Origin of the sequence: Microlunatus parietis, assembly GCF_013407955.1 — a bacterium.
GTDB lineage: Bacteria > Actinomycetota > Actinomycetes > Propionibacteriales > Propionibacteriaceae > Microlunatus > Microlunatus parietis.
Window position 1 is genome coordinate 4,387,976 of record NZ_JACCBU010000001.1, and the last position, 25,481, is coordinate 4,413,456.

A 25,481-nucleotide genomic window follows, 5' to 3' on the forward strand; every position below is an offset into this window, starting at 1 on the left:
AGCTGCGCGAAGTTTGGGTACAGCACCCGTGAGCCACCGAGGAAGGTGAGGGTGATGGTTCACGGACGACCCGTTGTCGGTCTCGCGGCTGGACACTAGGACGATGGAGCTACGGCCGATGCTGGCGACCCTGACCGATCGACTGCCGACCGGTCCGGGCTGGTTGTTCGAGCCGAAGTGGGACGGGTTCCGCGCGATCGCCAGCGTCGATCAGCCGGGTTCGGCGTCGCTCCACTCCCGCCGCGGCACCGACCTCAGGGACGCGTTCCCGGAGGTCGCGGCCGCGGTCGCCCGGGCGCTGCCCACGGGCACGGTGGTCGACGGCGAGATCGTACGGTGGGCGCCGGACGGCCGGCTCGACTTCGAGGCGCTGCAGCGGCGCAACCGCTCGGCCGGCCGAGGTGCCCGTGAACTCGCGAGAACCGAGCCGTGCCACTTGATCATCTTCGATCTGCTGCGCGCCGAGGAAGAGGACCTGACCGGCCGGCCGCTGACCGAGCGGCGCGCGCTGCTGGAGCGCCTGCTCGGCGAGCCGGACCCCGGCGACCAGCTCGTGCTCGGCCTGCAGACCGACGATGTCAGTACGGCCGAGGTGTGGCTGGACGCGCTGGCCCAGGTCGGTGTGGAGGGAATCATCGCCAAGCGTGCCGCCGGCAGCTACCGGCCGGGTGCGCGGGGCTGGTCGAAGATCAAGCGCTACGCGACGACCGAGGTGATCATCGGCGGTGTGACCGGTTCCCTCGACCAGCCCGAGTCGCTGGTCGTCGGCCGGATCCACACCACGGACGGACAATTGCACGTCGCGGGCCGGACGACCGAGCTGTCGCCCGCAGCGGCCGGACAGATCGCCGCGGTGATCACGCCGGTCGATGATGATCATCCGTGGCCGGAGGTGTTGCCGCCGTCGTGGCATGACCGGGAGCCGCGCCCGTACCACCGGGTGAAGCCGGAGGTGGTGGCCGAGATCCGGGTCGACGTCGCGACCAGCAACGGCGCCGCCGGCGAGGTCGGGCACTGGCGGCACCGGCTCCGGCATCTCCGGCTCCGGCCCGACCTCACCGCCGCCGACGTGCCGACCGATCTTGACTTGGAGGCCTGAATCATGATCAACAACGATGCGCCGGAGGTGGGCCGGTACGACCCGGACGCCGGCTACGCCAGGATCGGCGTGATCTTGCACGAGGACCCGATCGAAGAGTCCGCCGAGACGCTGCCGCCACGCCTGCACGGCCCGGGCGCGGTCGTGTCCGGGACCGTGCTCGTCGTTGACGTACGGGATTCCAGTGGGCTCGCCCGGAAGTACCCGGCCATCCACCTGGCCCGGCTGTACCGAGCCCTGGCCTCGGAGCTGACCGCGATCCTGACCAGCCCGCAGGTGCGCCACCTCTCCTTCCACGGGGACCGGTTGTGGGCGATCTACGACACCCCGACCGGGGCCGACGCCTCGGCCGTCCTCGACCTCGCCGCTCGGGCCAACACGGTGCGGTGGATGATCAACCGGCAACTTCAGTACCCCAACGAGAACCTCATGATCGGCTACGGCATCGGCATCGAGTACGGCCGACTGATCATGATCAACACCGACCTCGACCCGGCCGCGACCGGCGGCAACCTCGCCTACGCCGGGCCGACGCTGCACCGGGCCGCCGAGTTGGCGCACCGGGCCGACCGGTTCGACCGGCTCCCGATTGACGTCGGGGTCGGGTTCGCCGGCCGGGTCGACGACCGCGGCGGCCGCATCCTGACCGAGGTGTTCCAACGCGACCCCGACGATCAAGGCTGCAACGGAAACCTGATCGACCATGCCCTCTACGAAGCGGGTACGACGGGCGAGCGGGACAGCGGTCCGGCCTGAGCCGCGCAGGGTTGACCCGACCGCCGTCCGGGTACCTGGAGACCGACGCAGATGTTCTCCAGGAAAGGAAACCGGATGAGCGCCATCGAAGAATCCGTCGAGGTCGACGTCGATGTCTCCACTGCCTACAACCAGTGGACGCAGTTCGAATCGTTCCCCAAGTTCATGGCCGGCGTGGAGTCGATCACTCAGCTCGACGACACCCACAACCACTGGGTCACCAAGATCGGCGGTGTCCGCCGCGAGTTCGACACCGAGATCACCGAACAGCATCCCGACGAGCGGATCGCCTGGCACAGCGTCGGCGGCGACGTCCGGCAAGCCGGAGTCGTCACGTTCCACCGGCTCGGCGATGACCGGTCGAAGGTGATGATCCAGCTCGACTGGGATCCCGAGACCCCGGTCGAGAAGCTCGGCTCCGTCGCGGGCGTCGATGAGCGGCAGGTACGCGGCGATGCCCAGCGGTTCAAGGAGTTCATCGAAGGGCGCGGCTCCGAAACGGGCGCCTGGCGAGGGGACGTCCCCTGATCCGGCGGCGCGCCGGCGGCGGCGCCTGGTTCGGCGGAGCTGCGGCGCGTGTGGCCGGGTGCCTTCGGGTACAGGAAGCTCAGGCCATCCCCGGCGTCCTGGGAGCCGGCCGGCTCAGGTTGCGGCGGTTGAGCAGTCAGCCGCCGCAACCGCCCTCAAGATCCTGACACCGGGTCGACGCCGTCGGCGGGCAGTTCGCGGCGGGTGATGACGTCCCGGGCCAGGGTCTGGAGCTTGGTGTTGGTGTTCTGCGAGTACCGCTTCAGCACGCTCGCGGCCTGATCCTCGGTCAGGTCGTAGCGTTGCATGAGGATGCCGATCGCCTCGCCGATCTGGGTTCGGGTCTGGATGGCCTGGGTCAGGTTGTGGGCGTTGACCGCCGACCAGAGGGCGGCGGTGGCGTGCGCGGCGTACAGACTGAGGACGGTCATGTCCCGACTGGTGAACTGTTGCCGGGCGTGGCCGTAGAGGTTCAGGGCGCCGAGCCGACGGCGGCCTGCCGTGTGCAGGCTGACCGACATCACGCTCCGGAAGCCGAGGTCGACGACCTTCGGCCCCCACACCGGCCAGCGCTCGTCGACCGCCAGGTCGCCGGAGACGGTGTTGTGGTTCTCGGTCGCGGCCTCCACGCACGGTCCCTGCCGCAGTTCGTGCTGCAGTTTGTCGCTGCGCTTGATCAACTCCGAGTCGCTGAGGCTCTCCAGCCTGCCGCCGGCCCGGATCACGGTCAGCCCGGCACCATCGGCGCCGATCACCTTCCGGGCGGTGTCGGTGATGTCCAGCATGGTCGAGACCAGGTCGGCATCGCTCTGAGTGGTCCGCCAGGCGAACTCGGCGAACTGCTCGTCAAGACTGTCCGTGCCCATCCGGCTCCTTCTTGTGCCCCTGCGGCGTGCCTACATTCGTCGGTCTCACCAAGGCAACGTTCCAGCCCGAGTTCGGCCGCCCCGAGATCTCGGGTTCTGATCACACCGTAGCCGCGATCGGCTGAGGAACGAACAGGATCCCGTCATCCGCGACCTGGGGAGGGGAGCCGAGGTGCGGGTCGCTGCGGTGCGAGGGCGACCGATCTGGGTACTACAGCACCGAACCTCGGGCGACGCGTCAGCCGACTCCGGGACCTCCGGCCCGACGATCGGGCCGGCCGCCGGGCCGTTCTCAGGCGTCCGGTCCGGCGAGCAAAGACCGCGGCTTCGTCGCGGTCTTTCGCTGTCACCGTGCGTCACCACCCTCCTAGACTCGGGTGATGGACTAGCACCGCTGGCACGAGGGATACCGGCCCGGGGGTGGGTTGCTGATCCGCCTGGCTCGGGTACAAGATCAGTTGCGGCGGGTGATCGCCGACGCGCCGCCGGGTCCGATCAAGATCATCAGCGTCTGCGCCGGCCAGGGGCACGATGTCGTCGCCACGCTGGGCGACTCGCCGCGGCGTGCTGCCGTACGGGCTCGGCTGGTCGAGGGGGACGAGCGCAACGTCGCGGAGGCCCGCCGGAAGGTCGCCGAGGCCGGGCTGGCTGGCATCGAGGTGTGTCACGGCGATGCCGGGCTGACCGATGCCTACGCCGGCGCGGTTCCGGCCCGGATCCTTCTGTTGTGCGGGGTTTTCGGCAGCCTCACCGACACCGACATCGATCGCCTGGTGGCCGGGCTGCCGCAGCTCTGCCAGGCCAACGCTCAGGTGATCTGGACCGCGAACCGGACGGCGCCGGAGCTGTACGCCGAAGCCGAACAAGCCTTCCGACGGTACGGTTTCGAGCCGCGCTGGGCCGACCCGGAGGACCACTTCGGCGTCACCCGCCACGAGTTGGTCGGCGAGCCGCAACCGCTCCAGCCGGGTCGGCGGCTGTTCGACTTCGCCGACGAGCAGACGTTGATCAAGCTCGGCCGGATCGCGATCTGACCAACGTCAGGACCGGTCGGCCGGGATCGTCGTTGTCCACCACGGCGTCGACGATCGCCTCGACGCCGCTCTCGAACCGATACTTCTCCTCATCCGGTTGGTAGCGCCGATCGAACCGCTTCCGCAGCGCCTCCGGTGACGGATCGTCGGACCACAGGGCGTCCCGGACGACCATCCGCTCGCGCCGGGTGTCGGTGCCGGCGCTGACCCAGATCCGCAGCGTCCACAACTCCCGCAGTTCCGGGGCCGTGGTGATCATGACCCCGTCGACCACCGCAACGCCGTCCTCGGGCACGGCGAGCTGCGGGCGGTCCAACAGATCCCGCTGGGTCCAACCGTCCCAGGAGGCGGTGCGGACCAGGCGATCACCGCCCGGCAGCAGCGGCTCCAGCAGTTCCCGCCGCAGCGCCGGGCGATCGAACATGCTCTCGACGCCGTCCGCCGTGCGCAGTTCGACGGGGACCTTGAAGAAGTCGGCGCAGGCCCGGACCGCCCAGATCCCGCGCCGCCGGAACTCGTCGGCGAGCTCGTCCGCGAGGGTCGACTTCCCGGCACCGGTGCCGCCGTCCACGGCGATCCGCAGCGGCCCTGGATGATCTTGACGGTACGCGAGCGCACGGTCGGCCAGTTCGGCGAGCAGACCCACCCGGCCCGGAAGCAGCCCGGCCTTCGGGGTCTCCGGCGGCGCCAGCTCTCCCTGGGTCCGGACGCCCATCGGCGTGATCCACCGCGCCTCGGCGAGCCCTCGGGCCGCCGCGACGGTGTCGTGGGCGACCCACTCCTCGGGATAGCGCGGATCGACCAGCAGTCGGTCCAGTCCGGCGGCGAGCTCGTCTCGTTGGGCGTCGGTCCAGCCGAGCCGGTCCAGCACCGGCCGTGCCGCCTCGAGGTCGGGTCCGGGCGGGCACAGGCAGGCGAGCGCCCAGACGAGGTCGTAGCGACAGGCCTCGAAGCCGGTCGCCATCAGCGGCAACAAGCCCACCACCCGATCAAGATCATCCGCCGGCGCACCGGCGGCGACAGCGAGGTCGCGATAGGGCGCGGCGGAATGGCGTTCGGTGAGCAGGGACATGGCCGAAACTCTACTGGCGCACGGCCAGCACGGGAGCGTGGCACGACTCCCGATCCGCCCGGTGGACCAGGACGCAGCGGGACACGACGATCAGCGCCGCGGCCACGATCACGGCGACCAGCCACCCGGCGGCGAACACCCCGGCCACCTGGTTGATCACGCCGAACAGGAGGGAGAACGGCAGGAAGGCCAGCCAGGACAGTGAACTCACCCCGGAGGCGACACCGGCCCGAACCGCCGACGGGACCGCATCGTGCAGCAGGGTGGTGGCCCGGAGGCTGATCACCATGATCACCAGAGCCAGCGCGATCTGCGCCACGGTCACCAGCAGCAGGTCCCGGTTCATGATCATGATCAAGGTTGCCAGCAGGGCGACACTCGCGGTGATCAGGTACGGGACCGGCCGCTCGAGCCGGACCCGGTCGGCGACCAGGCCGCCGATCCCGATCGTCGCCATCAGCCCGGCCCAGGCCGGCCCGAAGAACACCGTCGCCGCCGACAGGGCGACCAGCCAGAGCGGGCCGAACTCGTACAGGGTGTTCAACAGGACGGCACTGAGCACGGAGAGCGCGGCCGCCCGCCGGACGGCCGGGGAGCCGATCATGGTCGAGAACGTCGCCGACACCTGGGCCCGCAACGGTTCCCGGCGCTCGCCGGACAGCCGCGGCGGCTCCCGGAACCGGAGCAGCGCGATGATCGACAAGGCGACCACGGGCACCGTGATCAGGTACGTCAGCCGGGTCGAGGTCAGGGCGGCCAGCCAGCCGCCGGCCAGCCCGCTGCCGACCAGGGCGACGCTCTCGATCAGCCGGATCCGGCCGATCCGCCGGGCGAACGCGGCTCCGCTCCCGGCGTGCTCGACCACGGTGTCGTACACCATCGCGTCGACCGTCCCGGAGGTCAGCGCGAAGTAGACGCCGAGCACCGCGACGCAGACGAGATAGCCGCCGACACCGGTGCTCAGACCGCCGAGCAGCACGCTGATCATCAGCGCGGCCGTGCCGATGATCATGACCCCGCGCCGGCTCCACCGGTCGGCCAGGATGCCGGACGGCACCTCGATCACCGGCACCACGGCCGCATACGTTGCCGCCATGACACCGATCGTGAACGGCTGGAAGCCGAGCTCGCCGAGGAACAGCTTCTCCACCGGCACCCAGAGCCCGAAGCCGGCCAGAAACACCGAGACGTGCAGCGGGAACAGCCGGCGGGCCAGCGAGACGTGAGAGTTCATGATCGGGTAGTCCCGGGCGGCCGGGATTCGTTACAGTCCAGCCATGTCCGCGGCCGGGTACGACGAGCAGGCCGTCCTCACCGCGCTACGGTCGGGCGACGAGGCGGCGTTCGCGGCGCTGGTGCGGCGGCACCATGCGTCGATGGTACGGATCGCGCGGGCGTACGTGAGCAGTGCCGAGACCGCCGAGGAGGTCGCGCAGGAGGCCTGGCTCGGGGTGCTGCGCGGCCTGGACAGGTTCGAGGGACGCGCGTCGCTGCGTACCTGGATCTTCCGGATCCTCACCAACACGGCGAAGACGCGCGGCGTCCGGGACCAGCGGACGATCCCGTTCTCCGCCCTCGAGCCCGACGACCGCGGCCCGGACCCGGACCGGTTCCTGCCCGATGATCACGAGCACTGGCCGGGCCATTGGGCGGTGCTGCCGGAACCCTGGCCGGAGGACCGGCTGATCGGCGCCGAGACGGCCGCGCGGCTGCAGCAGGCGATCGACGGGCTCCCGGCCGGCCAGCGCGCCGTGATCACGCTGCGCGACGTGGAAGGCCTCGGTTCGGCCGAGGTGTGTAACGTTCTGGAGCTGACCGAGACCAATCAGCGGGTGCTGCTGCACCGGGCCCGAACCCGGGTCCGGGCCGCGCTCGAGGACTATCTCGCGGAGGAGGTGCCGTGACCGCGGAGTTGACCTGCCGGGAGCTGGTCGGGCTGATCACCGACTACCTGGAGGGCGCGCTGCCGGAGCCCGAAGTCCGCCGGTTCGATCGCCACCTGACCGGCTGCGACGGCTGCACGACCTATCTGGAGCAGTTCCGGCGGACGATCGGGCTGGCCGGCCGGCTGGAACCGGACGACCTGGATCCGGCCGCGGAGTCGACGCTGCTCTCGGCCTTCCGAAACTGGAAGAACGATCGGTGATCAACGCCGTGGCACGCTGAACGCGAGCAAGATCACCGCGCCGGTGGCCAGCACGGCCAGGATGCCGAACATGGCGGGATACCCACCGACCAGCACCGCCAGCGTGGCACCGATCCATGGAGCCAGGGCGGAGGCGATGGTGACCGGGGCCGCGAGCACCCCCGAGATCCTGCCGTACGCCAGCGCGCCCCACCGGTCCGGCACTGCCGTGGCCTGCAGCAGTGTGCCGATGCCGCGGGCGACCCCGGCGATCATGGCGATCGCGATCAGGGCGCCGACCGGGCCGGGCACCAGGGCCAGGGCGGCCGTGCTGACCGCCGCCAGTCCGAAGATGATCAAGGTACGAGAGCGTACCCCGAGGCGCCGGGCCAGCGCCGGATAGAACAGCCGCCCGGCGACCTGCCCGACGCCACCGAGACCGAGCGTCCAGGCGGCCAGGGCACTGCTCATGCCGCGCTCCGTCAGCAGCGCGACCAGGTTGATCACGACGGCGAAGATCGCCAGCGAGGCCACCGTCAACCCGACGGTCAGGAACCAGAACTGGCGGCTGCCGAGCACGCTCCGGACATGATCATCGATGCCGAGCTCGACGTGCGGTGTCGGCTGCCGGTCGGCGGGCCAGCGCCGCCGGAGCACGATCGCGTGCACAGGGATCGTGATCACCGCCAGCCCGACGGCCAGGATGGCGAACGCGGCCCGCCAGCCCAGCAGCGAGTTCAGCGCCTCGGTGAGCGGGGCAAAGACGGTGCTGGCGAGCCCGGCGACCAGGGTGACTGCGGTCAGGGCGCGGAGCCGTCGAGTCCCGTACCAGCGGGTCAAAGCGGCGAACGCCGCCTGGTAGAGCACCCCCGCCATCGCCACCCCGGCCAGCAGCCAGCCGAGCGCGAAGATCACCAGGTTCGGTGACCAGGCGATCACGGCGCAGGCGAGCACGGCGATGACCGAACCGAGCGTCATGATCACCCGCGGACCATGCCGGTCCAGCAGCCGGCCGACCGGAATGCCGACCACGGCGGCGACCACCAGCGCCCCGGAGAAGGCGGCGGTGGTCAGCGACGGTGACCAGCCGGTCTGGGCCCGGATCGACGGTGCCAGCACCGGGAACGCGTAATAGAGCACACCCCAGCTGACGATCTCGGTCACGCAGAGACCGGTCAGGACCGTCCCGAGGCGCGGCTGCCCGGCACCGCCACCCGCCTCCGGTCCTCGCATCCGGGCCATTCTGCCCGGACCCGGTCAGTCCGCCGCGCCGAGCCAGTCCAGCACGGTCCACGGGTCGGTGCCGGCGCCGCTGTCCAGGGCGGTGATCCTCCGGCGCAGCGTCCAATCCTGACCGGCGGCCAGGGTGATCTCGCGCAGGCTCATGATCCAGTTACCGTTGCCGTACGCCGTGAATTCCGAGTCCTGGTAGACGATTCCGTACGTCTGCCGATCGCTGCCGGTCATCCCGATCCACGGCCCGGTGGGCCGGTACTCGGCCGGGCTTCCGTACGGCGTCGAGATCGTCCCGTGGCCCGGTACGCCGCTGCGCTGGCCCGGGCCGTCATGATCAACGGCGTCGCCGACCCAGAGCGTGACCGGGGCCGCGCCCGTGTTGGTCAGGGTCGTCTCGACGCTGATCCACGGGTCAGTCGCGGCGGCATAGCGGGTGGCGACGGTGATCCCGGCCGCCTCGGCCGCGACTCCGCTGGTGGTGATCACGGCCTCGGTTCCGTCGGCGGCCACCTGATCACAGCGGACCAGCCCGCGCTGCCAGGCCTCTGTTCCGGTCGGCCGGCTGGTGGCGACCAGGCCGAGGTTGATCCAATCGAGTTGATCAAGGTGGCCGATGCCGGCCAGGTTGATCGGCTTGCCGGGGGTCGCTCCGGGCAGCTGCGGGTCGGCGAACTGGGCCGCCACCGTCATCGCCACGCTGTCGTTGCCGATCAGCAGGTCCTTCGCCGTGCCCTCGGCGTTCGGCCCGGGCAGATAGCGCCCGGCCGCCGCGAACGGCTCGCTGATCGCGGCCAGGGTGAAGTCGCCGTCGACGGTGCCGCCGGACTCGACGGTGATCTCGCGGCCGGCGGAGCCGTACCCGACGGCGTGTGCCTCGAGCCGGTAGCTGCCCGGTGGCACGAACAGGTGCCAGCGCCCATTCGCGTCGGTCCAGGTCCTGATCATGGTCGACCCGTCCGGCCGGCGGACCAGGACCTCGGCGTTGATCAAGCCCGACGATCCGGACCTGATCACGCCCGCGATGCCGTCCGCGGCGCCGAGCTGGCGGGCTCCGGGTTCGCCGTCGCGGACCTCGAACCGGGCCAGCGTGTAGGCCGGCGAGGCGCCGTCGCCGGGCGCCAGCACGATCCGCAGGTCGGCCTGCCAGCGGTCCGGCGTCACGTCGCACAGCACGTACCCGCGATAGCCGCCCTCGTAGAGCTTGACGTGTGGATTGGCCGGCAGACCCTGCCGCACCGCGGCGTCCCAGCCGATGCCGGACGAGATCGAGGTCGCGATGAACTCGCTGGCCAGCACCTCCGAGGTCGGGTCGTCGAAGTCGGCCAGCACGTCGTTGACCCAGGCCGAGTGCCAGTCGCCGCCGATGATCACCGGGTTCGACGGCCGGTGCTTCCGCAGGGCGTCCAGGATCCGCTGCCGGGCGGCCGGATAGCCGTCCCACTGATCAAGGTTGTACGACAGTCCCGGGCCGAGGTCGTAGTCGAACTTGGCGAAGATCGTCTGCTGCGCGATCACGTTCCAGCGGGCGGTCGAGGTGGCCAGCCCGTCCAGCAGCCAGCGCTCCTGCTCCGGCCCGGTCATGGTCCGGTCCTCCTCGTACACCTCGTCGCAGGGCGGCTTGTTCATCCCGTCGCCGCAGGCCTGGTCGCTGCGATACTGCCGGGTATCCAGCACGGAGAACTCGGCCAGCCGGCCCCAGCGGAACCGCCGGTAGACCTGCCAGTCCGGGCCCTGTGGTGCGGTCCGCATCGGCAGGTGCTCGTAGTAGGCCTGGAACGCGTTGCTCTGCCGCTGTGCCCAGGGCGTGCCGTCCGGGCTGCCCTGATGATCATCGGCCCAGTTGTTCAGGACGTCATGATCGTCCCAGACCGTGACGAACGGGAACCGGGCGTGGGCGTCCCGGAGATCGGGCGATGACTTGTAGAGCGCGTGCAGCCGGCGGAACTCGGCCAGGCTGCCGGCCGCCGTCTCGTAGATGTAGTCGCCGAGGTGGACGACAAGATCGACATCCTGCTCGGCAAGATCACGATAGGCGGCATAGCGGCCGCCGGCCCAGGCCTGGCAGGACGCGAACGCGAACCGGAGATGCTCGGCACGGTCCTGCGGAAGCGGCAGGGTCCGGGTCCGGCCGACCCGGCTGGTCGCACCGTCGGCCGTGAACCGATACCAGTACCAGGCGTTCGGCCGGAGCCCGTCGACCACGACCTGGACCGAGTGCGCGCGCTCGGGTCGGGCCTGCGCGACGCCGGTCTTGACGATCTTGGTGAACCCCTCGTCCCGGGACACCTCCCAGCGGACCGGGATGACCCGGTCCGGCATCCCGCCCCCGGCCGCCGGATCGTTGGCGAGCCGGGTCCACAGGGCGACGCTGGACGGGTCCGGATCTGCCGACGCGACACCGAGCGTGAAGGGTGCCGGGTCCAGCGTCGCCGCCGACGCCGCTTCCTGCCACAACGTCTGGGCGCCGACCGTGGTCGCGGCAGCGCCGCCGGCCAGCACCAGGAACCGGCGCCGGTCCAAAAGGTTCATGATCATGATTCCCCGATATCTGGTCGCAGAGCCTTGGCGAGCATTCTGCCCGAACCTGCCGAGCAGAAACGGAACTGACGGTGGCGCCGACGTGGCCAATCGGTGTCTTGACTCTCGGGTGACCCGAGACCCGATAGTGGACGCGTGGACGACGAACTGATGGCGATCGGCCGTTTTGCGAAGCTCAGCGGGGTTTCCGTGCACGCGCTGCGCCACTACGACGAGGTCGGGCTGCTCCGGCCGGCCGAGGTGGACGGCGACACCAGCTATCGCCGCTACCGTCCCGAACAGATCCGGCTGGCCAAACTGATCCGGGCCCTGCGCGGACTCGATCTGCCGATCGAGGCGGTCCGGCAGGTGCTGGACAGCGACGAGGCCGAGGCCGAGCGGGTGCTGCTCGAGCACCGCCGCCGGCTGCAGTTGGAGCGAAGCCACCTGGACATCCGGATCGCCGATGTCAACCGCTTCCTGGAGAAGGGACTCACCATGCCCACCCTGCAGACCGGCTGCCGGCCGGTCCAGTTCAAGCTCAGGGTCGACGATCACGAGGCGGCCCTGCCGCTCTATCGCGACGCGCTCGGCCTGCCGTACGGGGTTGCCCGGCGGACCAGCCACGGCAACGCGTCGGCGCTCACGTTCGGCACCTACGGGGAGGAGGACTTCTTCCTGATCTGGCTGCTGGACGATCCGCAGCGCGCCGACCTGCCCGGGCCGTCCACGTTCGGATTGCTCGTCGAAGATCTCGACGGCACGCATGCCGCGGCGCTGGCCGCCGGAGCCGTCGAGGTCACCTGCCCGCACACGCCGGAGGGGATGCCGCGCTGCTCCGCGATCAAGGACGCCGGCGGCAACTGGATCTGGCTCTATCAAGGTCAGCCGGGCTCGCCGGCGCCGTGTCAGCTGAAGCTCGCCGTCGACAATCTCGATCGCAGCATCGCCTTCTACACAACGGTCTTCGGGGGTCCGTACGAGACCGTGCGGCGCACCGGAAACGGCGACTTCTCGGCGATCACGTTCGGCGAGTACGGCAAGCCCGGCTTCTTCCTGCTGCACCTCATCGATGATCACGAACGGTTCGACCGGCCGGGCCGGGCCGCCTTCTCGTTCCTGGTCGATGATCTTGACGCTGTCCATGCCCGGGCCCTTGCGGCGGGCGCCACGGAGCTGCATCCGCCGTCCGATGCGGAAGGGATGCCGCGCAGCTCCGGGCTGCTCGACCCGGACGGCAACCAGGTTGGCCTCGCCCAAGGTTGAGCCCTGCGGCAGGATGGGCCGGTGACCAGCACCGAGCCGGACATCGCCGAGTCCATGATCGACATCTCGGCGGGCTGGATCCGCCTGGTCGACGAGGGCAGCCGCCGTCGTTGGCCGGTCGACCTGGAGCCGTACGCGATCTCGGCGCGACCGGTCACCCGGGCCGACCTGGCCGGCCTGAACGGGAACTGGCCGGACGGGCCGGGTGAACCGGACGCCCCCGCGACCGAACTCTCCTGGCTGGACGCCCTCGACGTCTGCAACCGGCTCTCCGAAGCGGCCGGGCTGCGGCCCTGCTACGTGATCGCCGAAGATCGCGACGGTTTGGACGCGACCTGGGACCGGGACGCCGACGGCTATCGGCTGCCGACCGAGGCCGAATGGGAGTACGCCTGCCGGGCAGGTGATACCGGCGCCCGCTACGGCGACCTGGACGAGATCGCCTGGCACGCCGGAAACTCCGGCGGCACCCCGCACCCGGTCGGGACGAAGGAGCCGAACGCCTGGGGCCTGTCGGACCTGATCGGCAACGTCTGGGAGTGGTGCTGGGACCTGTTCGCCCCGGACCTCTACGGCCCGTACCGGGTGTTCCGCGGCGGCGGCTGGAATGATCAACCGCAGGCCTGCCGGGCCTCCTGCCGGCGGAAGAGTCACCCGACGTTCCGAATGGATGATCTTGGCTTCCGGCTCGCCCGGTCGCGCCCGGCTGACGGGTCAGCCGAAGTCGGCGAATAGGCGCCGATCGAGTCCGTCGACCGTCATCAACCCGCCGTACGGAACGATCCACAGCTTCACGCTCGCGAGCCTAGCGATGTTGTCGCGAAAACTCCTCAACTCGAGCACTGGAAGCCGCTACAACGTTGAACTTGCTGAGTTGAAGAGCTTTGACGACAGCCCAACCGCGAGCGCCCGTAGGCTGGCCCCGTGACAGCGTCCAGGATTGCGATCTTCTCCGACGTGCATGGCAATGTCCCGGCGCTGGAGGCGGTGCTCGCGGACGCCGCCGCGGCCGGGGTGACCGAGTTCTGGATCGTCGGTGATCATGCCGCGAACGGTCCCCGTCCCGCCGAGGTGCTGCGCCGGCTCACCGGATTGCCGAGCACCAAGATCATCCGGGGCAACACGGACCGCTACGTGGCGACCGGTGATCATCCGCGGGTGGCGGGCTCGGTCGAGACGGTACGGACGCCGGAGGAGATCGGCGTGCTGCTCCGTACCGTGGCCGCGATCTCGTGGACCCGCGGCGTGATCACGGAGGCTGGCTTCCTGCCCTGGCTGAGCTCCCTGCCGCTGGACGCCCGCACGACGCTGCCGGACGGCACCCGGGTCCTGCTCGTGCACGCGGCTTCGGGCACCGACGACGGGTCGGGCATCGACCCGACGCTGACCGATGACGGGATACGGTCAGCGATCACGGGTGCCGAGGCCGAGTTGATCTTCGTCGGGCACACCCACAAGCCGCTGGACCGCACCGTCGACGGGATCCGGGTGATCAACTCCGGCAGTGTCAGCCTGCCCGCGACTGCCGAACGCCGGGCCTGCTGGACCCTGCTCACCGCCGACGAACACGGCCACACGGCCGAGCCGCGGCGGGTCGACTACGACCTGGACGAGGTGCTGGCCGATCTGCACCGGGTCGCCCACCCGTCGGCGGTCTGGCTGCAACAGAAGTTCCGCAGTCAGCCGGCCAGATAAGCGTCGGCCAACGCCTTCGGTGCCTTGGCCAGCCAGGCGTCGATGATCAACTCGCGAAGCTCCTTGCGGCCGACGGTTTCGAGCTGGATCAGCACCGCCGCGAAGCCGTCGAAGTGCGGGATGGTGAAGACGGCGGCGGAGCTCCCCGCCAGCACGGCCTCCTTCTCGGCCAGGTCGCCGACGCTCACCGCAAGGATCGGCCCGCTCGGCGGGGTCTCGTCGCCGTACCGCTTCACGTCGGCCTTGCTGAACGGCCGGTCCCAGGCGAACGCCTGCTTGCCGACGAACCAGGTCGGGTGGCCGTGTCGCTCGCCGGTGGTCACCTCGGGCAGCTCGGCGATGATCTTCTCGACATCCTTGACGGTCGCCATGATCGCGACCCTACGCCGACCGGACCAGACGGTCGAGGGCCGCGCCGAGATCGGCCCGGACCTCGGCCGAGAGCGCGGCGGCGGGCGGCACCAGCGCGTCGGAACAGAGGCCGGCCCAGGCCAGCGCGGCCTTCCAGCCGGCCGGCGACTGACCGACCCGGCAGGCCGTGACGATCGCCGTGAGCTCCCGCTGCGCACGTCGGGCGGTGTCAAGATCACCGGCGGCGACCGCGTCGTGGACGGCCCGGCCGAGCCGCGGCACCAGGTTCATCCCGGCAGCGATCATGCCGTGCGCGCCGGCGACCAGGGACACCAGCTGCAGGGTGTCGCTGCCGGTGAGCACCGCGAAGTCGGCGCCGGCGGTGGCGTGCAGCACCTGCTGCAGGTACTCCACGTCGCGGCTGCTGTCCTTGATCCCGATCACGTTGGGCAACGCGGCCAGCTCGGCCACCGCAGCCGGCGCGATACTGATCTTGGTCATCGCCGGGATGTTGTACAGCACCAGCGGACAGCCGGTCCGTTCGGCGACGGTCCGATACCAGGCGAGCACCTCGCCCGGTGCCTGCGGATAGTACGGGGACGGCGCCAGCAACACCGCGCTCGCGCCGGCCGCGGCGAGGGCGGCCACCTCGGCGACCGCGTCCGGAAGGTTCAGCGAGGAGGCGGCCGGGACGACGATCCGGCCGGGTCCGACTCGCTCCCGTACCGACTGCAGGACGGCCAGCCGCTGGGCCCGGGTGAGCCGCGGCCCCTCGCCGGTCGAACCGGTCGGGCAGATCGCATCGATCCCGCCGCCGACCACCCGGTCCAACAGGCGGGACAACCCGGCCGGATCAAGATCACCCGTCGCCGGGTCGATCGGCGTCGCCAGCGCGACGTGGACCCCGTGCAGCTGTTCGGCCTTGATCAAGATCATCACCCACCCTGCCTCGACGGAAAGCGTATCGCCTAGATTGATGATCATGACGGGTGAACTCACGGGGCGGATCGTTTCGCCGGACGCGCGGGCCACCCGAGCCGGCGAGCAGGTGCTGGCCGACGGCGGCAGCGCGGCCGACGCGGTGATCGCGACCGCCGCCGTGCTCTGCGTCGTGTCGCCGCACATGGTGACGATCGGCGGCGACAGCTGGACCCTGGCCGGCCCGGCCGATGGCGCCGTACAAGCGATCAACGGCACCGGCCGCGCCCCGCAGGGCCTCACCCCGGAGCACCTGCGTGGGCTCGGGCAGACGACGATGCCGGGGTCGGGCGTGCACAGCATCAGCGTGCCCGGGCTGCCGTCGGCCTGGCACGAACTGCACCTGCGATACGGGACCAGGCCGCTCGCCGAGCTGCTGGCGCCGGCGATCGAGCTGGCCCGGGACGGCGCCGAGGTCGCGCCGAGCCTGGCCCGCGACCTGGCCCAGTACGCCGACCGGCTCGCCGAGGACCCCGGTGCGCGGGCCCTGTTCCTGAACGCGGACGGCTCGGCGTTGACCTTGGGCGACCGCTATCGGCAGCCCGCGTTGGCTCGGAGCCTGGAAGCGCTGGCCGAGAAGGGCATCGCGGACATGTACGGCGGCGAGCTCGGCGCCGCCTACGCCGCTGGTCTCGCGGCCCTCGGCGGCACGATGACCCGGGACGACCTGGCCCGGCACCGGGCCGACGTGGTGGCACCGCTGACCCTGCGCTGGCGGGACGCCGAGGTGATCACCGCGCCGCCGAGCTCGCAGGGCTTCGCGCTGCTCAAGATGCTGGCGCTGGCGGAGGCGCTCGGCCTGACCGACCCGCTGGACCCGGCCCAGGCCGCCGCGTTCGTGCGGGCGTTCGAGCTCGCCGGGGCCCAGCGGGACGCCCGGTCCGCCGACCCGGAGGCCGTCGAGGTCGACCTGGCCGCGGTGCTCGACCCGGACGCGGTCCGCCGGGACGCCGCCGCCCTGGGCTCGGCCGACAGACGAGCCGCGCCCGACCGGATCCGCCTGGACGGCGACACGATCGGGATCGCCGCGGTGGACGGCGCCGGGCTCTGGATCAGCTCGCTGCAGAGCGTGGCGGGCACGTTCGGGTCGCTCGTCGTTGAGCCGACCACCGGCATCCTGGGCCACAACCGGGCCAGCGGGTTCAGCCTCGACCCGGCCCGCCCGGGCGTCCTGGCCGGCGGGCGCCGACCGCCGCACACGCTGATGCCGTGCCTGGTCCGGCGCGAGGGCCGGCTGGACACGACGGTCGCCACGATGGGCGGCCGGAGCCAACCGGCGATCGTGGCCCAGCTGCTGGCCCGGCTGGCCGGCGGCGCGACCGCTGACCAGGCCCTGCGGGCGCCGCGGATCGTCGTCACGCCCGGCACCGGACCCCGCAGCGTGCCGGAGGTGCTGGTCGAGGCCGCCGCCCCCGCCGCGGTCCGCGCGGTGCTGGAAACCGAGTTCACCGCGCAGGTGATCGAGGGCCCGGACAACCGGTTCGGTCACGCCCACCTGGTCCGCGCGGTGCCCGCTGGACTGGACGCCGGGACGGACCCGCGTGCGGATGGGAGTTAGGGTCTCCTTCATGACCCCGCGCCTGCTCTACCGGATCGTCGCGACGGCCGAGGCGATCACCTGGACGTTGTTGATCATCGGCCTGATCCTGCGCGCGGCCGGCGTCACCGAGCTGGGCGTCCGGATCGGCGGCGGCGTGCACGGCTTCGCGTTCCTCTGCTACGTCCTGGTGACGGTCTTCGCGGGCCTGAACCTCGGCTGGCGACCCAAGATCATTCTGGCCGGGCTCGGCTCCGCGATCGTGCCGTGGGCCACGATCCCGTTCGAACGCTGGGCGGAGCGGCGCGGGCTGCTCTCCGGCGACTGGCAGCGGGAGGGCGACGGGCGGCTGGCCCGGCTGACCGGCTGGGTGCTGCGTCATCCGCTGCCGGCGGTCGCGATCGCCTTGGCCGCCGTCGTGGTGATCTTCGGCACCCTGCTCTGGCTCGGCCCGCCATCCGGCTGGCCGACCAGGTTCAGCTGACGGGCCCGCCCATGACGACCGACCGGGCAACGGCCCGGGCCCTGCTGCGCACGGTGCTGCGCAACCAGCGCCGCCGCACCATCGTCGGCGGCCTGTTGGTCACCTCGCACCAGGTCTGCGAAGCCCTGGTCCCGTTGGCGATCGGCCTCACCATCGATCTCGCGGTGTCGACCGGCGACCCGACGTCCATGATCATCGCCGTGATCGGCGTCCTCGGGCTGTTCGCCGTGCTGGCCTTCTCGGCGGCGTACGGCTATCGCACGGTGGACACGGCCGCCTACACGGAGGCGCACCGGCTGCGTTCCGACGCCGTCCACGGCGTGCTGGCCGACCCGGCCCGCGCCGCCGACCGGCGAACGGGCGAACTGCTCTCGATCGCCACCTCGGACGCGGTGGCGACGGCCCGGGTGAACAACAACGCGGCGGTCCTGTTCGCCGCCGCGGCCGGCATGATCGTGGCGATCGTCGTCCTGCTCCGGGTCGACCTGGTGCTCGGCCTGGCCCTGGTGATCGTCGTACCGCTGCTGCTGTGGGGCGTCGACCGGCTCAGCCCGTGGCTGGAACGCCGGCTGCACGCCCAGCAGCAGACCGGCGGGCTCGCCGCCGCGACCGCCGCCGAACTGGTCGCCGGGTTGCGTCCGCTGCGAGGGTTCGGCGGCGTCGGCGAGGCGATCCGGCGGTACGGGTTCGCCAGCCGGGCCTCGCTCGACGCGACCCGGGCCGCCGCGACGGCCTCCGCGGTGGTGACCGGCTCCGGCCTGCTCGCCACCGGGCTGATCATGGCCGGCACCTCGATCGCGGCCGTCATGATGGCGCTGGCCGGCCGGATCACCGTGGGCGAGCTGGTCACCGTAGTGGCGATGGTCTCCTTCCTGGCCGACCCGGTCCGCACCGTCGCCTCCTGCATCGCGGGCCTGGCGGCGGCCCGGGCCAGCGCCGCCCGACTGGCCCCGCTGCTCGGCGAGCCGGGCAGCGCCGCCGCCGCGGAGGCAGCGACCGGCCCGTTGATCTTGGACGGCGTCGGCGAGGGCCCGGTCCGCGAACTCGGGCTGACCGTCCGGCCGGGCACCCTGACCGGCATCGCGTACGCCGACCCGGCCGCGGCGACCGCGCTGCTCGGCGTGATCACCGGCGAATCCGTACCGACGAAGGGATCGGTGACCTGGGCGGGCCACCCGGCCGCCTCGCTGCCGGCCGCCGAACTGCGCCGCAACCTGCTCGCCGAACCGCACGCTACAGAGCTGCTCGGCGGCAGTCTCGGCGAGGCCCTGCGGACCGACGAACGTCCGGCGGACCCGGCGATCCGGACCGCGGCGCTGGCCGCGGCCGGGGCGGACGACGTGATCATCAGCCTCAGCCACGGCTCCGGCGACGACGACCCGGATCGGATGATCTTGCTCGACCAGGCCGCGAACCTGTCCGGCGGACAGCGGCAGCGGGTCGCCCTGGCCCGCGCCCTCGCCGCCGGCCGGCCGGTGCTGGTGCTGCACGACCCGCTGACCGCCGTCGACGCGGTCACCGAGGAACAGGTCTCCGGCCGGCTCCGGGACGCACGAGCTCGGATCACGCCCGGCGCCGCGACCGTCGTGCTGACCACCTCGCCCGCCCTGCTGGCGCGGTGCGACCAGGTGGCCTGGCTGCCGGCCGACGGCCCGGCCAGGGTCGCCGACCATGATCAACTGCTGGCCGATCCCGGCTATGCGGCGGTGGTGCTGCGATGACCACGACGACCGGTGAACTGCTGCCGATCGCGACCGGGCGGGTCACGGCGCGCGCCGTGCTGCGGCAGGTGCTGGCGCATCCCCGGCAGTGGATCCCGGCCTTGCTGCTGAGCCTGGCCAGCAGTGCCGGCACGGTGGCGTTGCCGATCTTGCTCGGCGCCCTGGTCGACCAGGTCCCGATCGTCGCGCGGACCGGCGACACGGGTCCGCTGGCCGCACTGATCGTCGCGCTGGTGCTGGTGATGCTGGCCGGTGTCGTGCTGACGGCCGCGGCCGGCCGGGCCCTGCAACGGCTCGCCGCCCAGGTCGGCGCCGACCTCCGGGAACGGGTCGTCGAGCGGGCGCTCCGGCTGGACACCCGGGTGCTGGAGCGGGCCGGCCACGGCGACATCGCGTCCCGGGTGACCGACGACGTCGAGCTGTTCATGGAGGCGATCCCGGTGCTGTCCGGGGTGACCGCGTCGTTGATCACCGTGGTCGTGGCGGCGATCGGCTTCGTCAGCCTGGACTGGCGGCTGGCCCTCGCGTTCGCTGCCGTACTGCCGGTGCACGTGATCGGACTGCGCTGGTATCTGCCGAAGGCCGGTCCCCGCTATGCCGCCGAGCGCCGGTTGGCCGCCGAACGGTCCCGGGTGCTGTTGTCCTCGCTGCGCGGGCGGCCCACCGTGCAGGCGTACCAGATGGCGGAGCTGCAGTCCGGCCGGCTGCGGAGTGCGTCGGCGTCGGCGTTGGAGGCCACCGTCGGTCTGGTCCGGCTGGTGGCCCGGTTCGGCCTGTGCCTGAACGGGGCAGAGGCGGTCGGGCTGAGCGCGGTGCTGGCGACCGGGTTCCTGCTGGTCAACGCCGACCTGGTCAGCGTCGGCGCGGTCACCGCTGCGGCCCTGCTGTTCCACCGGCTGTTCGGGCCGCTCGGCTGGCTGCTGATGTCGGTCGACGATGTCCAGCGGGCCGGCGCGGCGCTGTCCCGAATGGTCGGCGTGGCAGGGATTCCGGATCCCGAGCCGGCCCCACTGCCGGCGCCGCGCGGCCCGGTGACGGTACGGGCCGAGGGTGTTGATCACGCCTACGTCGAGGGCCGGCTGGTGCTGGACCGCGTTGATCTTGAACTGCCGGCCGCCGGTTCGGTGGCCCTGGTCGGCGCCAGCGGGGCCGGCAAGACGACCCTGGCCGGCATCATCGGCGGCGCGATCACGCCGACCCAGGGCCGGGTCGTGCTGAGCGACGGCGAACGGGAATTGATCTTGTCCGCGGACACGGTGGTGGACGAGGACGAGCTGCGCGACTGGGTCGGCATCGTGGCCCAGGAGACGTACGTCTTCACCGGGACCCTGCGCGAGGAGCTGACCCTGGCCCGGCCCGGCATCACCGACGACGAGATCTGGATGATCTTGGAACGGGTCGTCGCCGACGGTTGGGTACGGGCGCTGCCGGACGGCCTGGACACCCCGGTCGGGCCGAACACGGCCGTGCTCAGCGCGGCGCACGTGCAGCAACTGGCGCTGGCCCGGCTGCTGGCCCGCAACCCGCCGCTGGTCGTGCTGGACGAGGCGACCGCGGAGGCGGGCAGCGCCGGCGCACGGCAGCTGGAGGCGGCCGGCCGGGCGTTGATCAAGGACCGGACCGCCCTGGTCGTGGCGCACCGGCTGACCCAGGCCCGGGAGTGCGACAAGATCGTCGTACTGGACGACGGCAAGATCGTCGAGGCCGGCAGCCACGAGGAACTGGTCGCGGCCGGCGGCCGCTACGCCGCCTTGTGGGCCAGCTGGTCGGCCCACTGAGCCCCGCCGGTCGGGTCGACGATCAGTGGACGGACTCGATGAAGTAGAGCGAGTCGGTGCCCCAGTCGGCGACGGCGAGGCGGCCGTCGGGCGCCACGGTGATGCTGGTGGGGTTGGCGAAACCGTCGGCGATGGTGGTCCGGCTGCCGTCCGGTTCGATCAGGTCGACGGTCGTACCGCCGTAGTCCACGACGTAGACGGCGTCACCCCCGGCAGGGGCGATGCCGGGGCCTGGGCTGGCCAGTTCGTTGTTGACCGTCACGGCCTCGGGACCGCCGGAGACCAGGGACACACCGCCGTTGATGTTGCTGATCATGAGATCACCGTTGTCGAGTTCCACAGCGCCGACCGGGGTCTGCAGACCGTGGGCGACGACCCTGGTCTTCCCGTCGGCGTCGGCAGCGAGGATCTCGTCGGTCGCCCGGTTGGCGATCAGCAGTTCGCCGGCGGAATTGAAGGACAGTCCGGCAGGCGTGCCGAGTCCGTCGACGAAGACCGTCGGTTCGCCGTCCTCGCTGAACCGCCACACGACATTGCCGCTGTACGAGGCGGCGTAGACCGTCCCGTCGTCGGCGACCGCCAGCCCCGACGGGCCGCCGAGTCCGTCGGCGAACGTGCTGCGCTCGCCGTCCGCGGTGAAGCGCTCGATCGTGCCGCCCGACCAGTTGGCGATGTAGAGCGTGCCGTCGCCGTCGAACGCCATCCCGACCGGTGACGCGAGGCCGTCCCACCGCGCCCGGCCTGGCTGCTGCGGCAACGTGGGCCGCGGCTTCCCGGTCGCCGAGGGCGGCGGCGAATTCGTCACCGGCGCGGGTTCGGACCGGGGCGTGGTCGCCGGTGCTGCGGGTTCGGCGGCCGTACACGCCGTGGCAGCGACGAGGAGGGCCACCGCGGGAGCGACCAGGTGACGCCCGGCCCAGCTCGGCGTCCACCCCTTCCTATGCCGTTCGGTGACGCACGGTCGGGTCGGCGACTCCATCATGGTTCACTCCGTCAGGCCTCAGGGATATGACCTGGTGGACGGTACGGGTGAGAGCGCGCTCGAAGTCAACGGCTCCGGACCGGCGATTCGACTTTGACCTGGCTCGAAGTCTTAGCTGGATGCCATGGCGACCGAAGGAAGCGACGACGAGGCAGAGGGCCTTTCCGTGGCCCAGATGGCCCAGGCCACGGGCGTGAGCGCGCATACGCTGCGCTACTACGAGCGGGCGGGGCTGATCCACTCGATCGAGCGCACCCCAGGAAATCAACGGCGCTACCACGGTACGGACATCGAGTGGGTGCAGTTCCTGCTGCGGCTCCGCCAGACCGGCATGAGCATTGCGCGGATGCGCGACTATGCGCGGCTGCGAGCCGAGGGCGAGACGACGCTCGGGGAACGCCTGGACCTGCTCGAGCAGCATGAGATCGAGATCCGCGAGCAGCTGGTCCGGCTGCAGGCCAACCTGCAGGCGTTACGTACCAAGATCGCGATCTACCGGACCCAGCTCGATCACGGCGCGGACCAGGGGAAGGCGACGGCCTGACCGGCTCGGCGACCGCGGCGAGGCGTCACAGGCTCTTGACCTCGGCCAGCAACTTGCTCATCGTGTCCTTCGCGTCGCCGAACAGCAGCGTGGTGGTCGGCGCGAAGAGCAGCTCGTTCTCGATCCCGGCGAACCCCGGCCGCATCGACCGCTTCATGAAGACCACCTGCCGGGCCTGGTTCACCTTCAAGATCGGCATCCCGTAGATCGGAGCCTTCGGATCGGTCTCGGCGGCCGGATTGACCACGTCGTTGGCGCCGACCACGAGGACCACGTCGGCCTGGCCGAACTCGCCGTTGATCTCGGTCATCTCCTTGAGCTGCTGGTACGGGACCTGCGCCTCGGCCAGCAGCACGTTCATGTGCCCCGGCATCCGGCCGGCGACCGGGTGGATGGCGTAGTCGACCCGGGTGCCGCGCTGCTGCAGCACCTCGACCAGTTGGTGCAGCGTGTGCTGGGCCTGGGCGACCGCGAGGCCGTACCCGGGGACGATGATCACCCGGTTCGCGTACCCGAGCATGATCGCCACATCGGTCGGCCCGGCCGAGCGGACCGGCCGGTCGCTGGCCGTGGTCGCGCCGAGCGTCGAGCCGCCGCGGAGCGCCCCGAACAGGGTGCTGAACAGGGAACGCCCCATCGCCCGGGCCATCAAGATCGTCAACAGGGTGCCGGCCGCGCCGACCAGGGTGCCCGCGACCAGGAGCAGCAGGTTCTCGAAGACGTAGCCGGTGGCGGCGACACTGAGGCCGGTGAACGCGTTGAGCAGTGAGATCACGATCGGCACGTCGGCGCCGCCGACGGGCAGCACCAGCAGCACGCCGAGGGCCAGGCCGAGCAGGGTCAGCAGGCCGCCGACCGCGACCGACGGGACCAGCACCACGCCGACCGCAGCGCCGAGCGCCGCGACCAGACAGGCGACATAGGCGATCGGATAGCCGAGGAACGTGACCGGGCGGGTGGTCATCCACTCCTGCAGCTTGAGGAACGTGACGATCGACCCGGCGAAGCTGATCGAGCCGACCAAGATCGTGAACGCGGTGGCGATCAGATCGAACGCCGGCGGGTGATGGTCGGCCAGCGCGCCCAACTCGACCAGGGCGATGATCGCCGCCGCGCCGCCACCGACGCCGTTGAACAACGCGACCAGCTGCGGCATCCCGGTCATCTTCACCCGGTTCGCGCCGATCACGCCGATCGCGGTACCGACGGCGATCGCGAGCAGGATCGGCAGCACGTGGTCCAGCGGCGCGGCGAAGAAGACGATCACGACGGCGACCACGGCACCGGCGGCACCGATCAGGTTGCCGCGCCGGGCCGTCTTCGGCGACGACAATCCCTTCAGCGCAAGGATGAAGCAGACCGCGACGACAAGATAGCCGAACTGCACCCAGGTCGGCGTGATCACGATTCGACTTCCTTGCGCGCCGAGCCCGTCCCCTCAACGCGCCCTGAACCCGTAGAAGGGCCGCGCGAGCGCAGTTCCTTGCGGCCGGCGAACATCCGCAGCATCCGATCCGTGACGACGAACCCGCCGGCCAGGTTGATCGAGGCCAGGACGACCGCGATCAGGGCCAGCACCAGGACCGGCGTCGTGGTCGCCGTACCGGCTGCGATGATCGCGCCGACCAGGATCACGCCGTGGATCGCGTTGGCCCCGGACATCAGCGGAGTGTGCAGCGTCGAGGACACCTTCGAGATCACCTCGATGCCGACGAAGACGGCCAGCACGAAGAAGATCAGCCAGACCATCGGATCACTCATCGGCAATCACCACCCCGTCGTTGATCAACTCAGTGTCGATCAAGGACGCGGCCGGTCCGTGAGTGATCATGCCGTCGCGGGTCAGGCACATGCCGGCGACCACCTCGTCGCCGTAGTCCGGCGCGAACCGTCCGTCGGCGGTCATCAGCATGATCACGTTCGCGACGTTCTGGGCGTAGAGCCTGCTGGCCGGGCCGGGCAGCTGGCTGGGTACGTTCGCGCCGCCCCACACCCTGGCCTGGCCCACCCTGGTGACGGTCCCGGGCCGGACGTCCTCGACGTTGCCGCCGGTGTCCGCGGCGAGATCGACGATCACCGAGTCCGGCTTCATCCGTTCGGTCATCGTCCGGGTGATCAGGATGGGCGGCCTGCGATTCGGCACCGAGGCCGTGGTGATCACCGCGTCCGCCGCGGCCAGATAGGGGGTGAGGCGTTGTTGCTGCAGCAGGGCCCGTTCCGGGGACATCTCCCGGGCGTAACCGCCGGCGCCGTCCAGCGGCGGCAGGTCAAGCTCGATCGCGATGGCGCCCATCGACGCGATCTCCTCGGAGGCGGCCGGCCGGACGTCGTAGCCCTTCACCACCGCACCGAGCCGCCGGGCGGTCGCGATCGCCTGCAGCCCGGCCACACCGGCACCGAGCACCACCACCTGGGCCGGCGGGATGGTGCCGGCCGCGGTCATGCTCATCGGGAAGAACTGGCGCAGCATCCCGGCCGCGACGATCGCGCCGCGGTAGCCGGCGACCATCGCCTGCGAGGTCAGCGCGTCCATCGACTGGGCCCGCGAGATCCGCGGCACCAGGTCCATCGCGAACGAGGTGACCCGGGCGTCCCGACGGATCCGTACCACCTCGAGGTCGTGGGAGTAGGGCAGGAAGGACAGCGTCGCGGTCCCTGGCGGCAGGTCGGCGACCAGCTCGGGCGGCAGCGGTTGCACGCTGATGATCAACTCCGCGCCCTGCAGTGCGTCCTCGGTGATCGTGGCGCCGGCCGCCGCGTACGCCTCGTCGGTGATCATCGCGCCCTGCCCGGCCCCGGGCTGCACCGCGAATTCGTACCCTGCGGTGATCAGGCCGCCGACCAGTTCGGGCACCATCGCGACCCGGGCCTCGCCCGGTTCCGACTCCTTCGCCAGCGCGATCCGCACACCG

At 71.2% G+C, this 25,481-nt stretch carries 25 protein-coding genes; 14 read left to right on the top strand and 11 right to left on the bottom strand.

What is annotated here, in order from left to right:
• Window positions 1–103 precede the first annotated feature (103 nt).
• From BKA15_RS21125 to BKA15_RS21135, 3 genes are all read left to right on the top strand, one after another.
• Window positions 104–1,099 carry an ATP-dependent DNA ligase gene (locus BKA15_RS21125; RefSeq protein ID WP_218871506.1) on the top strand — a complete coding sequence of 332 codons (996 nt, stop codon included), beginning with the start codon at window positions 104–106 and terminating at the stop codon, window positions 1,097–1,099.
• Between the two features lie 3 nt (window positions 1,100–1,102).
• Window positions 1,103–1,855 carry an adenylate/guanylate cyclase domain-containing protein gene (locus BKA15_RS21130; RefSeq protein ID WP_179754078.1) on the top strand — a complete coding sequence of 251 codons (753 nt, stop codon included), beginning with the start codon at window positions 1,103–1,105 and terminating at the stop codon, window positions 1,853–1,855.
• A gap of 75 nt (window positions 1,856–1,930) precedes the next feature.
• Window positions 1,931–2,383 (top strand): SRPBCC family protein, encoded by a 453-nt coding sequence (locus BKA15_RS21135; RefSeq protein WP_179754080.1) that lies wholly within the window; start codon window positions 1,931–1,933, stop codon window positions 2,381–2,383.
• 155 nt (window positions 2,384–2,538) lie between these two features.
• Here the strand turns inward: BKA15_RS21135 and BKA15_RS21140 are convergent, their stop codons facing one another.
• Window positions 2,539–3,249: a GAF and ANTAR domain-containing protein gene (locus tag BKA15_RS21140; protein WP_179754082.1), complete on the bottom strand. Its 711-nt coding sequence runs from the start codon at window positions 3,247–3,249 to the stop codon at window positions 2,539–2,541.
• Window positions 3,250–3,674: 425 nt separating this feature from the next.
• Between BKA15_RS21140 and BKA15_RS21145 the strand changes: the two genes are divergently transcribed.
• Window positions 3,675–4,283 carry a class I SAM-dependent methyltransferase family protein gene (locus tag BKA15_RS21145; protein WP_179754084.1) on the top strand — a complete coding sequence of 203 codons (609 nt, stop codon included), beginning with the start codon at window positions 3,675–3,677 and terminating at the stop codon, window positions 4,281–4,283.
• Here the strand turns inward: BKA15_RS21145 and BKA15_RS21150 are convergent.
• Both BKA15_RS21150 and BKA15_RS21155 read right to left on the bottom strand, forming a co-directional pair.
• Complete coding sequence (locus BKA15_RS21150; RefSeq protein ID WP_179754086.1) at window positions 4,258–5,355, bottom strand: nucleoside/nucleotide kinase family protein; 1,098 nt, start codon at window positions 5,353–5,355, stop codon at window positions 4,258–4,260. The genes BKA15_RS21145 and BKA15_RS21150 overlap by 26 nt on opposite strands.
• A 10-nt stretch (window positions 5,356–5,365) precedes the next feature.
• A complete protein-coding gene (locus BKA15_RS21155) occupies window positions 5,366–6,589 on the bottom strand; it encodes an MFS transporter (RefSeq protein WP_179754088.1) in 1,224 nt (407 codons plus the stop codon).
• 43 nt (window positions 6,590–6,632) lie between these two features.
• Here BKA15_RS21155 and BKA15_RS21160 point away from each other — a divergent pair, with 43 nt between their 5' ends.
• Complete coding sequence (locus BKA15_RS21160) at window positions 6,633–7,259, top strand: RNA polymerase sigma factor (RefSeq protein ID WP_179754090.1); 627 nt, start codon at window positions 6,633–6,635, stop codon at window positions 7,257–7,259.
• Window positions 7,256–7,501: an anti-sigma factor family protein gene (locus BKA15_RS21165; RefSeq protein ID WP_179754092.1), complete on the top strand. Its 246-nt coding sequence runs from the start codon at window positions 7,256–7,258 to the stop codon at window positions 7,499–7,501. The genes BKA15_RS21160 and BKA15_RS21165 overlap by 4 nt, the downstream gene beginning before the upstream one ends.
• On the opposite strand, the gene BKA15_RS21170 is transcribed toward BKA15_RS21165, so the two are convergent.
• Entirely contained in the window at window positions 7,502–8,713 is a 1,212-nt protein-coding gene (locus BKA15_RS21170) for an MFS transporter (protein WP_179754094.1), read from the bottom strand.
• A 24-nt stretch (window positions 8,714–8,737) separates the two neighbouring features.
• A complete protein-coding gene (locus BKA15_RS21175; RefSeq protein WP_179754096.1) occupies window positions 8,738–11,251 on the bottom strand; it encodes an alkaline phosphatase D family protein in 2,514 nt (837 codons plus the stop codon).
• Window positions 11,252–11,389: 138 nt separating this feature from the next.
• Between BKA15_RS21175 and BKA15_RS21180 the strand changes: the two genes are divergently transcribed.
• From BKA15_RS21180 to BKA15_RS21190, 3 genes are all read left to right on the top strand, one after another.
• The gene (locus tag BKA15_RS21180) at window positions 11,390–12,499 is read left to right on the top strand and encodes a VOC family protein (RefSeq protein ID WP_179754098.1); all 1,110 of its coding nucleotides are present in this window, start codon (window positions 11,390–11,392) and stop codon (window positions 12,497–12,499) included.
• 21 nt (window positions 12,500–12,520) lie between these two features.
• Window positions 12,521–13,234, top strand: coding sequence for a formylglycine-generating enzyme family protein (locus BKA15_RS21185; RefSeq protein ID WP_312879176.1), 714 nt, complete (start codon window positions 12,521–12,523; stop codon window positions 13,232–13,234).
• Window positions 13,235–13,423: 189 nt separating this feature from the next.
• The gene (locus BKA15_RS21190) at window positions 13,424–14,194 is read left to right on the top strand and encodes a metallophosphoesterase family protein (RefSeq protein ID WP_179754100.1); all 771 of its coding nucleotides are present in this window, start codon (window positions 13,424–13,426) and stop codon (window positions 14,192–14,194) included.
• Here BKA15_RS21190 and BKA15_RS21195 read toward each other — a convergent pair.
• Complete coding sequence (locus BKA15_RS21195; protein WP_179754102.1) at window positions 14,179–14,565, bottom strand: MmcQ/YjbR family DNA-binding protein; 387 nt, start codon at window positions 14,563–14,565, stop codon at window positions 14,179–14,181. The genes BKA15_RS21190 and BKA15_RS21195 overlap by 16 nt on opposite strands.
• Window positions 14,566–14,575: 10 nt before the next feature.
• On the bottom strand, window positions 14,576–15,544 hold the full coding sequence (locus BKA15_RS21200; RefSeq protein WP_179754104.1) for a dihydrodipicolinate synthase family protein: 969 nt from the start codon (window positions 15,542–15,544) through the stop codon (window positions 14,576–14,578).
• Between BKA15_RS21200 and BKA15_RS21205 the strand changes: the two genes are divergently transcribed.
• Genes BKA15_RS21205 through BKA15_RS21220 form a run of 4 tightly spaced genes read left to right on the top strand, consistent with a single transcriptional unit; the run spans window position 15,528 to window position 21,043 of the window.
• A complete protein-coding gene (locus tag BKA15_RS21205) occupies window positions 15,528–17,081 on the top strand; it encodes a gamma-glutamyltransferase family protein (RefSeq protein ID WP_179754105.1) in 1,554 nt (517 codons plus the stop codon). The genes BKA15_RS21200 and BKA15_RS21205 overlap by 17 nt on opposite strands.
• 10 nt (window positions 17,082–17,091) lie before the next feature.
• Window positions 17,092–17,544: a DUF3817 domain-containing protein gene (locus BKA15_RS21210; RefSeq protein WP_179754106.1), complete on the top strand. Its 453-nt coding sequence runs from the start codon at window positions 17,092–17,094 to the stop codon at window positions 17,542–17,544.
• Window positions 17,545–17,555: 11 nt separating this feature from the next.
• Entirely contained in the window at window positions 17,556–19,265 is a 1,710-nt protein-coding gene (locus tag BKA15_RS21215) for an ABC transporter transmembrane domain-containing protein (protein WP_179754107.1), read from the top strand.
• Window positions 19,262–21,043, top strand: a complete 1,782-nt coding sequence (locus BKA15_RS21220; protein WP_179754109.1) for an ABC transporter ATP-binding protein — start codon at window positions 19,262–19,264, stop codon at window positions 21,041–21,043. The genes BKA15_RS21215 and BKA15_RS21220 overlap by 4 nt, the downstream gene beginning before the upstream one ends.
• A gap of 22 nt (window positions 21,044–21,065) precedes the next feature.
• Here the strand turns inward: BKA15_RS21220 and BKA15_RS21225 are convergent, their stop codons facing one another.
• Window positions 21,066–22,025 (bottom strand): NHL repeat-containing protein, encoded by a 960-nt coding sequence (locus BKA15_RS21225; RefSeq protein WP_179754111.1) that lies wholly within the window; start codon window positions 22,023–22,025, stop codon window positions 21,066–21,068.
• 124 nt (window positions 22,026–22,149) lie between these two features.
• Between BKA15_RS21225 and BKA15_RS21230 the strand changes: the two genes are divergently transcribed.
• Window positions 22,150–22,569 (top strand): MerR family transcriptional regulator, encoded by a 420-nt coding sequence (locus tag BKA15_RS21230; RefSeq protein ID WP_179754113.1) that lies wholly within the window; start codon window positions 22,150–22,152, stop codon window positions 22,567–22,569.
• Window positions 22,570–22,594: 25 nt separating this feature from the next.
• Here the strand turns inward: BKA15_RS21230 and BKA15_RS21235 are convergent, their stop codons facing one another.
• The 3 genes from BKA15_RS21235 to BKA15_RS21245 are packed head-to-tail and all read right to left on the bottom strand — an operon-like array spanning window position 22,595 to window position 25,477.
• Window positions 22,595–23,974: an NAD(P)(+) transhydrogenase (Re/Si-specific) subunit beta gene (locus BKA15_RS21235; protein ID WP_312879177.1), complete on the bottom strand. Its 1,380-nt coding sequence runs from the start codon at window positions 23,972–23,974 to the stop codon at window positions 22,595–22,597.
• Window positions 23,971–24,330 (bottom strand): NAD(P) transhydrogenase subunit alpha part 2, encoded by a 360-nt coding sequence (locus BKA15_RS21240; protein ID WP_179754115.1) that lies wholly within the window; start codon window positions 24,328–24,330, stop codon window positions 23,971–23,973. Before BKA15_RS21240 ends, BKA15_RS21235 begins: the two co-directional genes overlap by 4 nt.
• Window positions 24,323–25,477, bottom strand: a complete 1,155-nt coding sequence (locus BKA15_RS21245; RefSeq protein ID WP_179754117.1) for an NAD(P) transhydrogenase subunit alpha — start codon at window positions 25,475–25,477, stop codon at window positions 24,323–24,325. Before BKA15_RS21245 ends, BKA15_RS21240 begins: the two co-directional genes overlap by 8 nt.
• Window positions 25,478–25,481 lie beyond the last annotated feature (4 nt).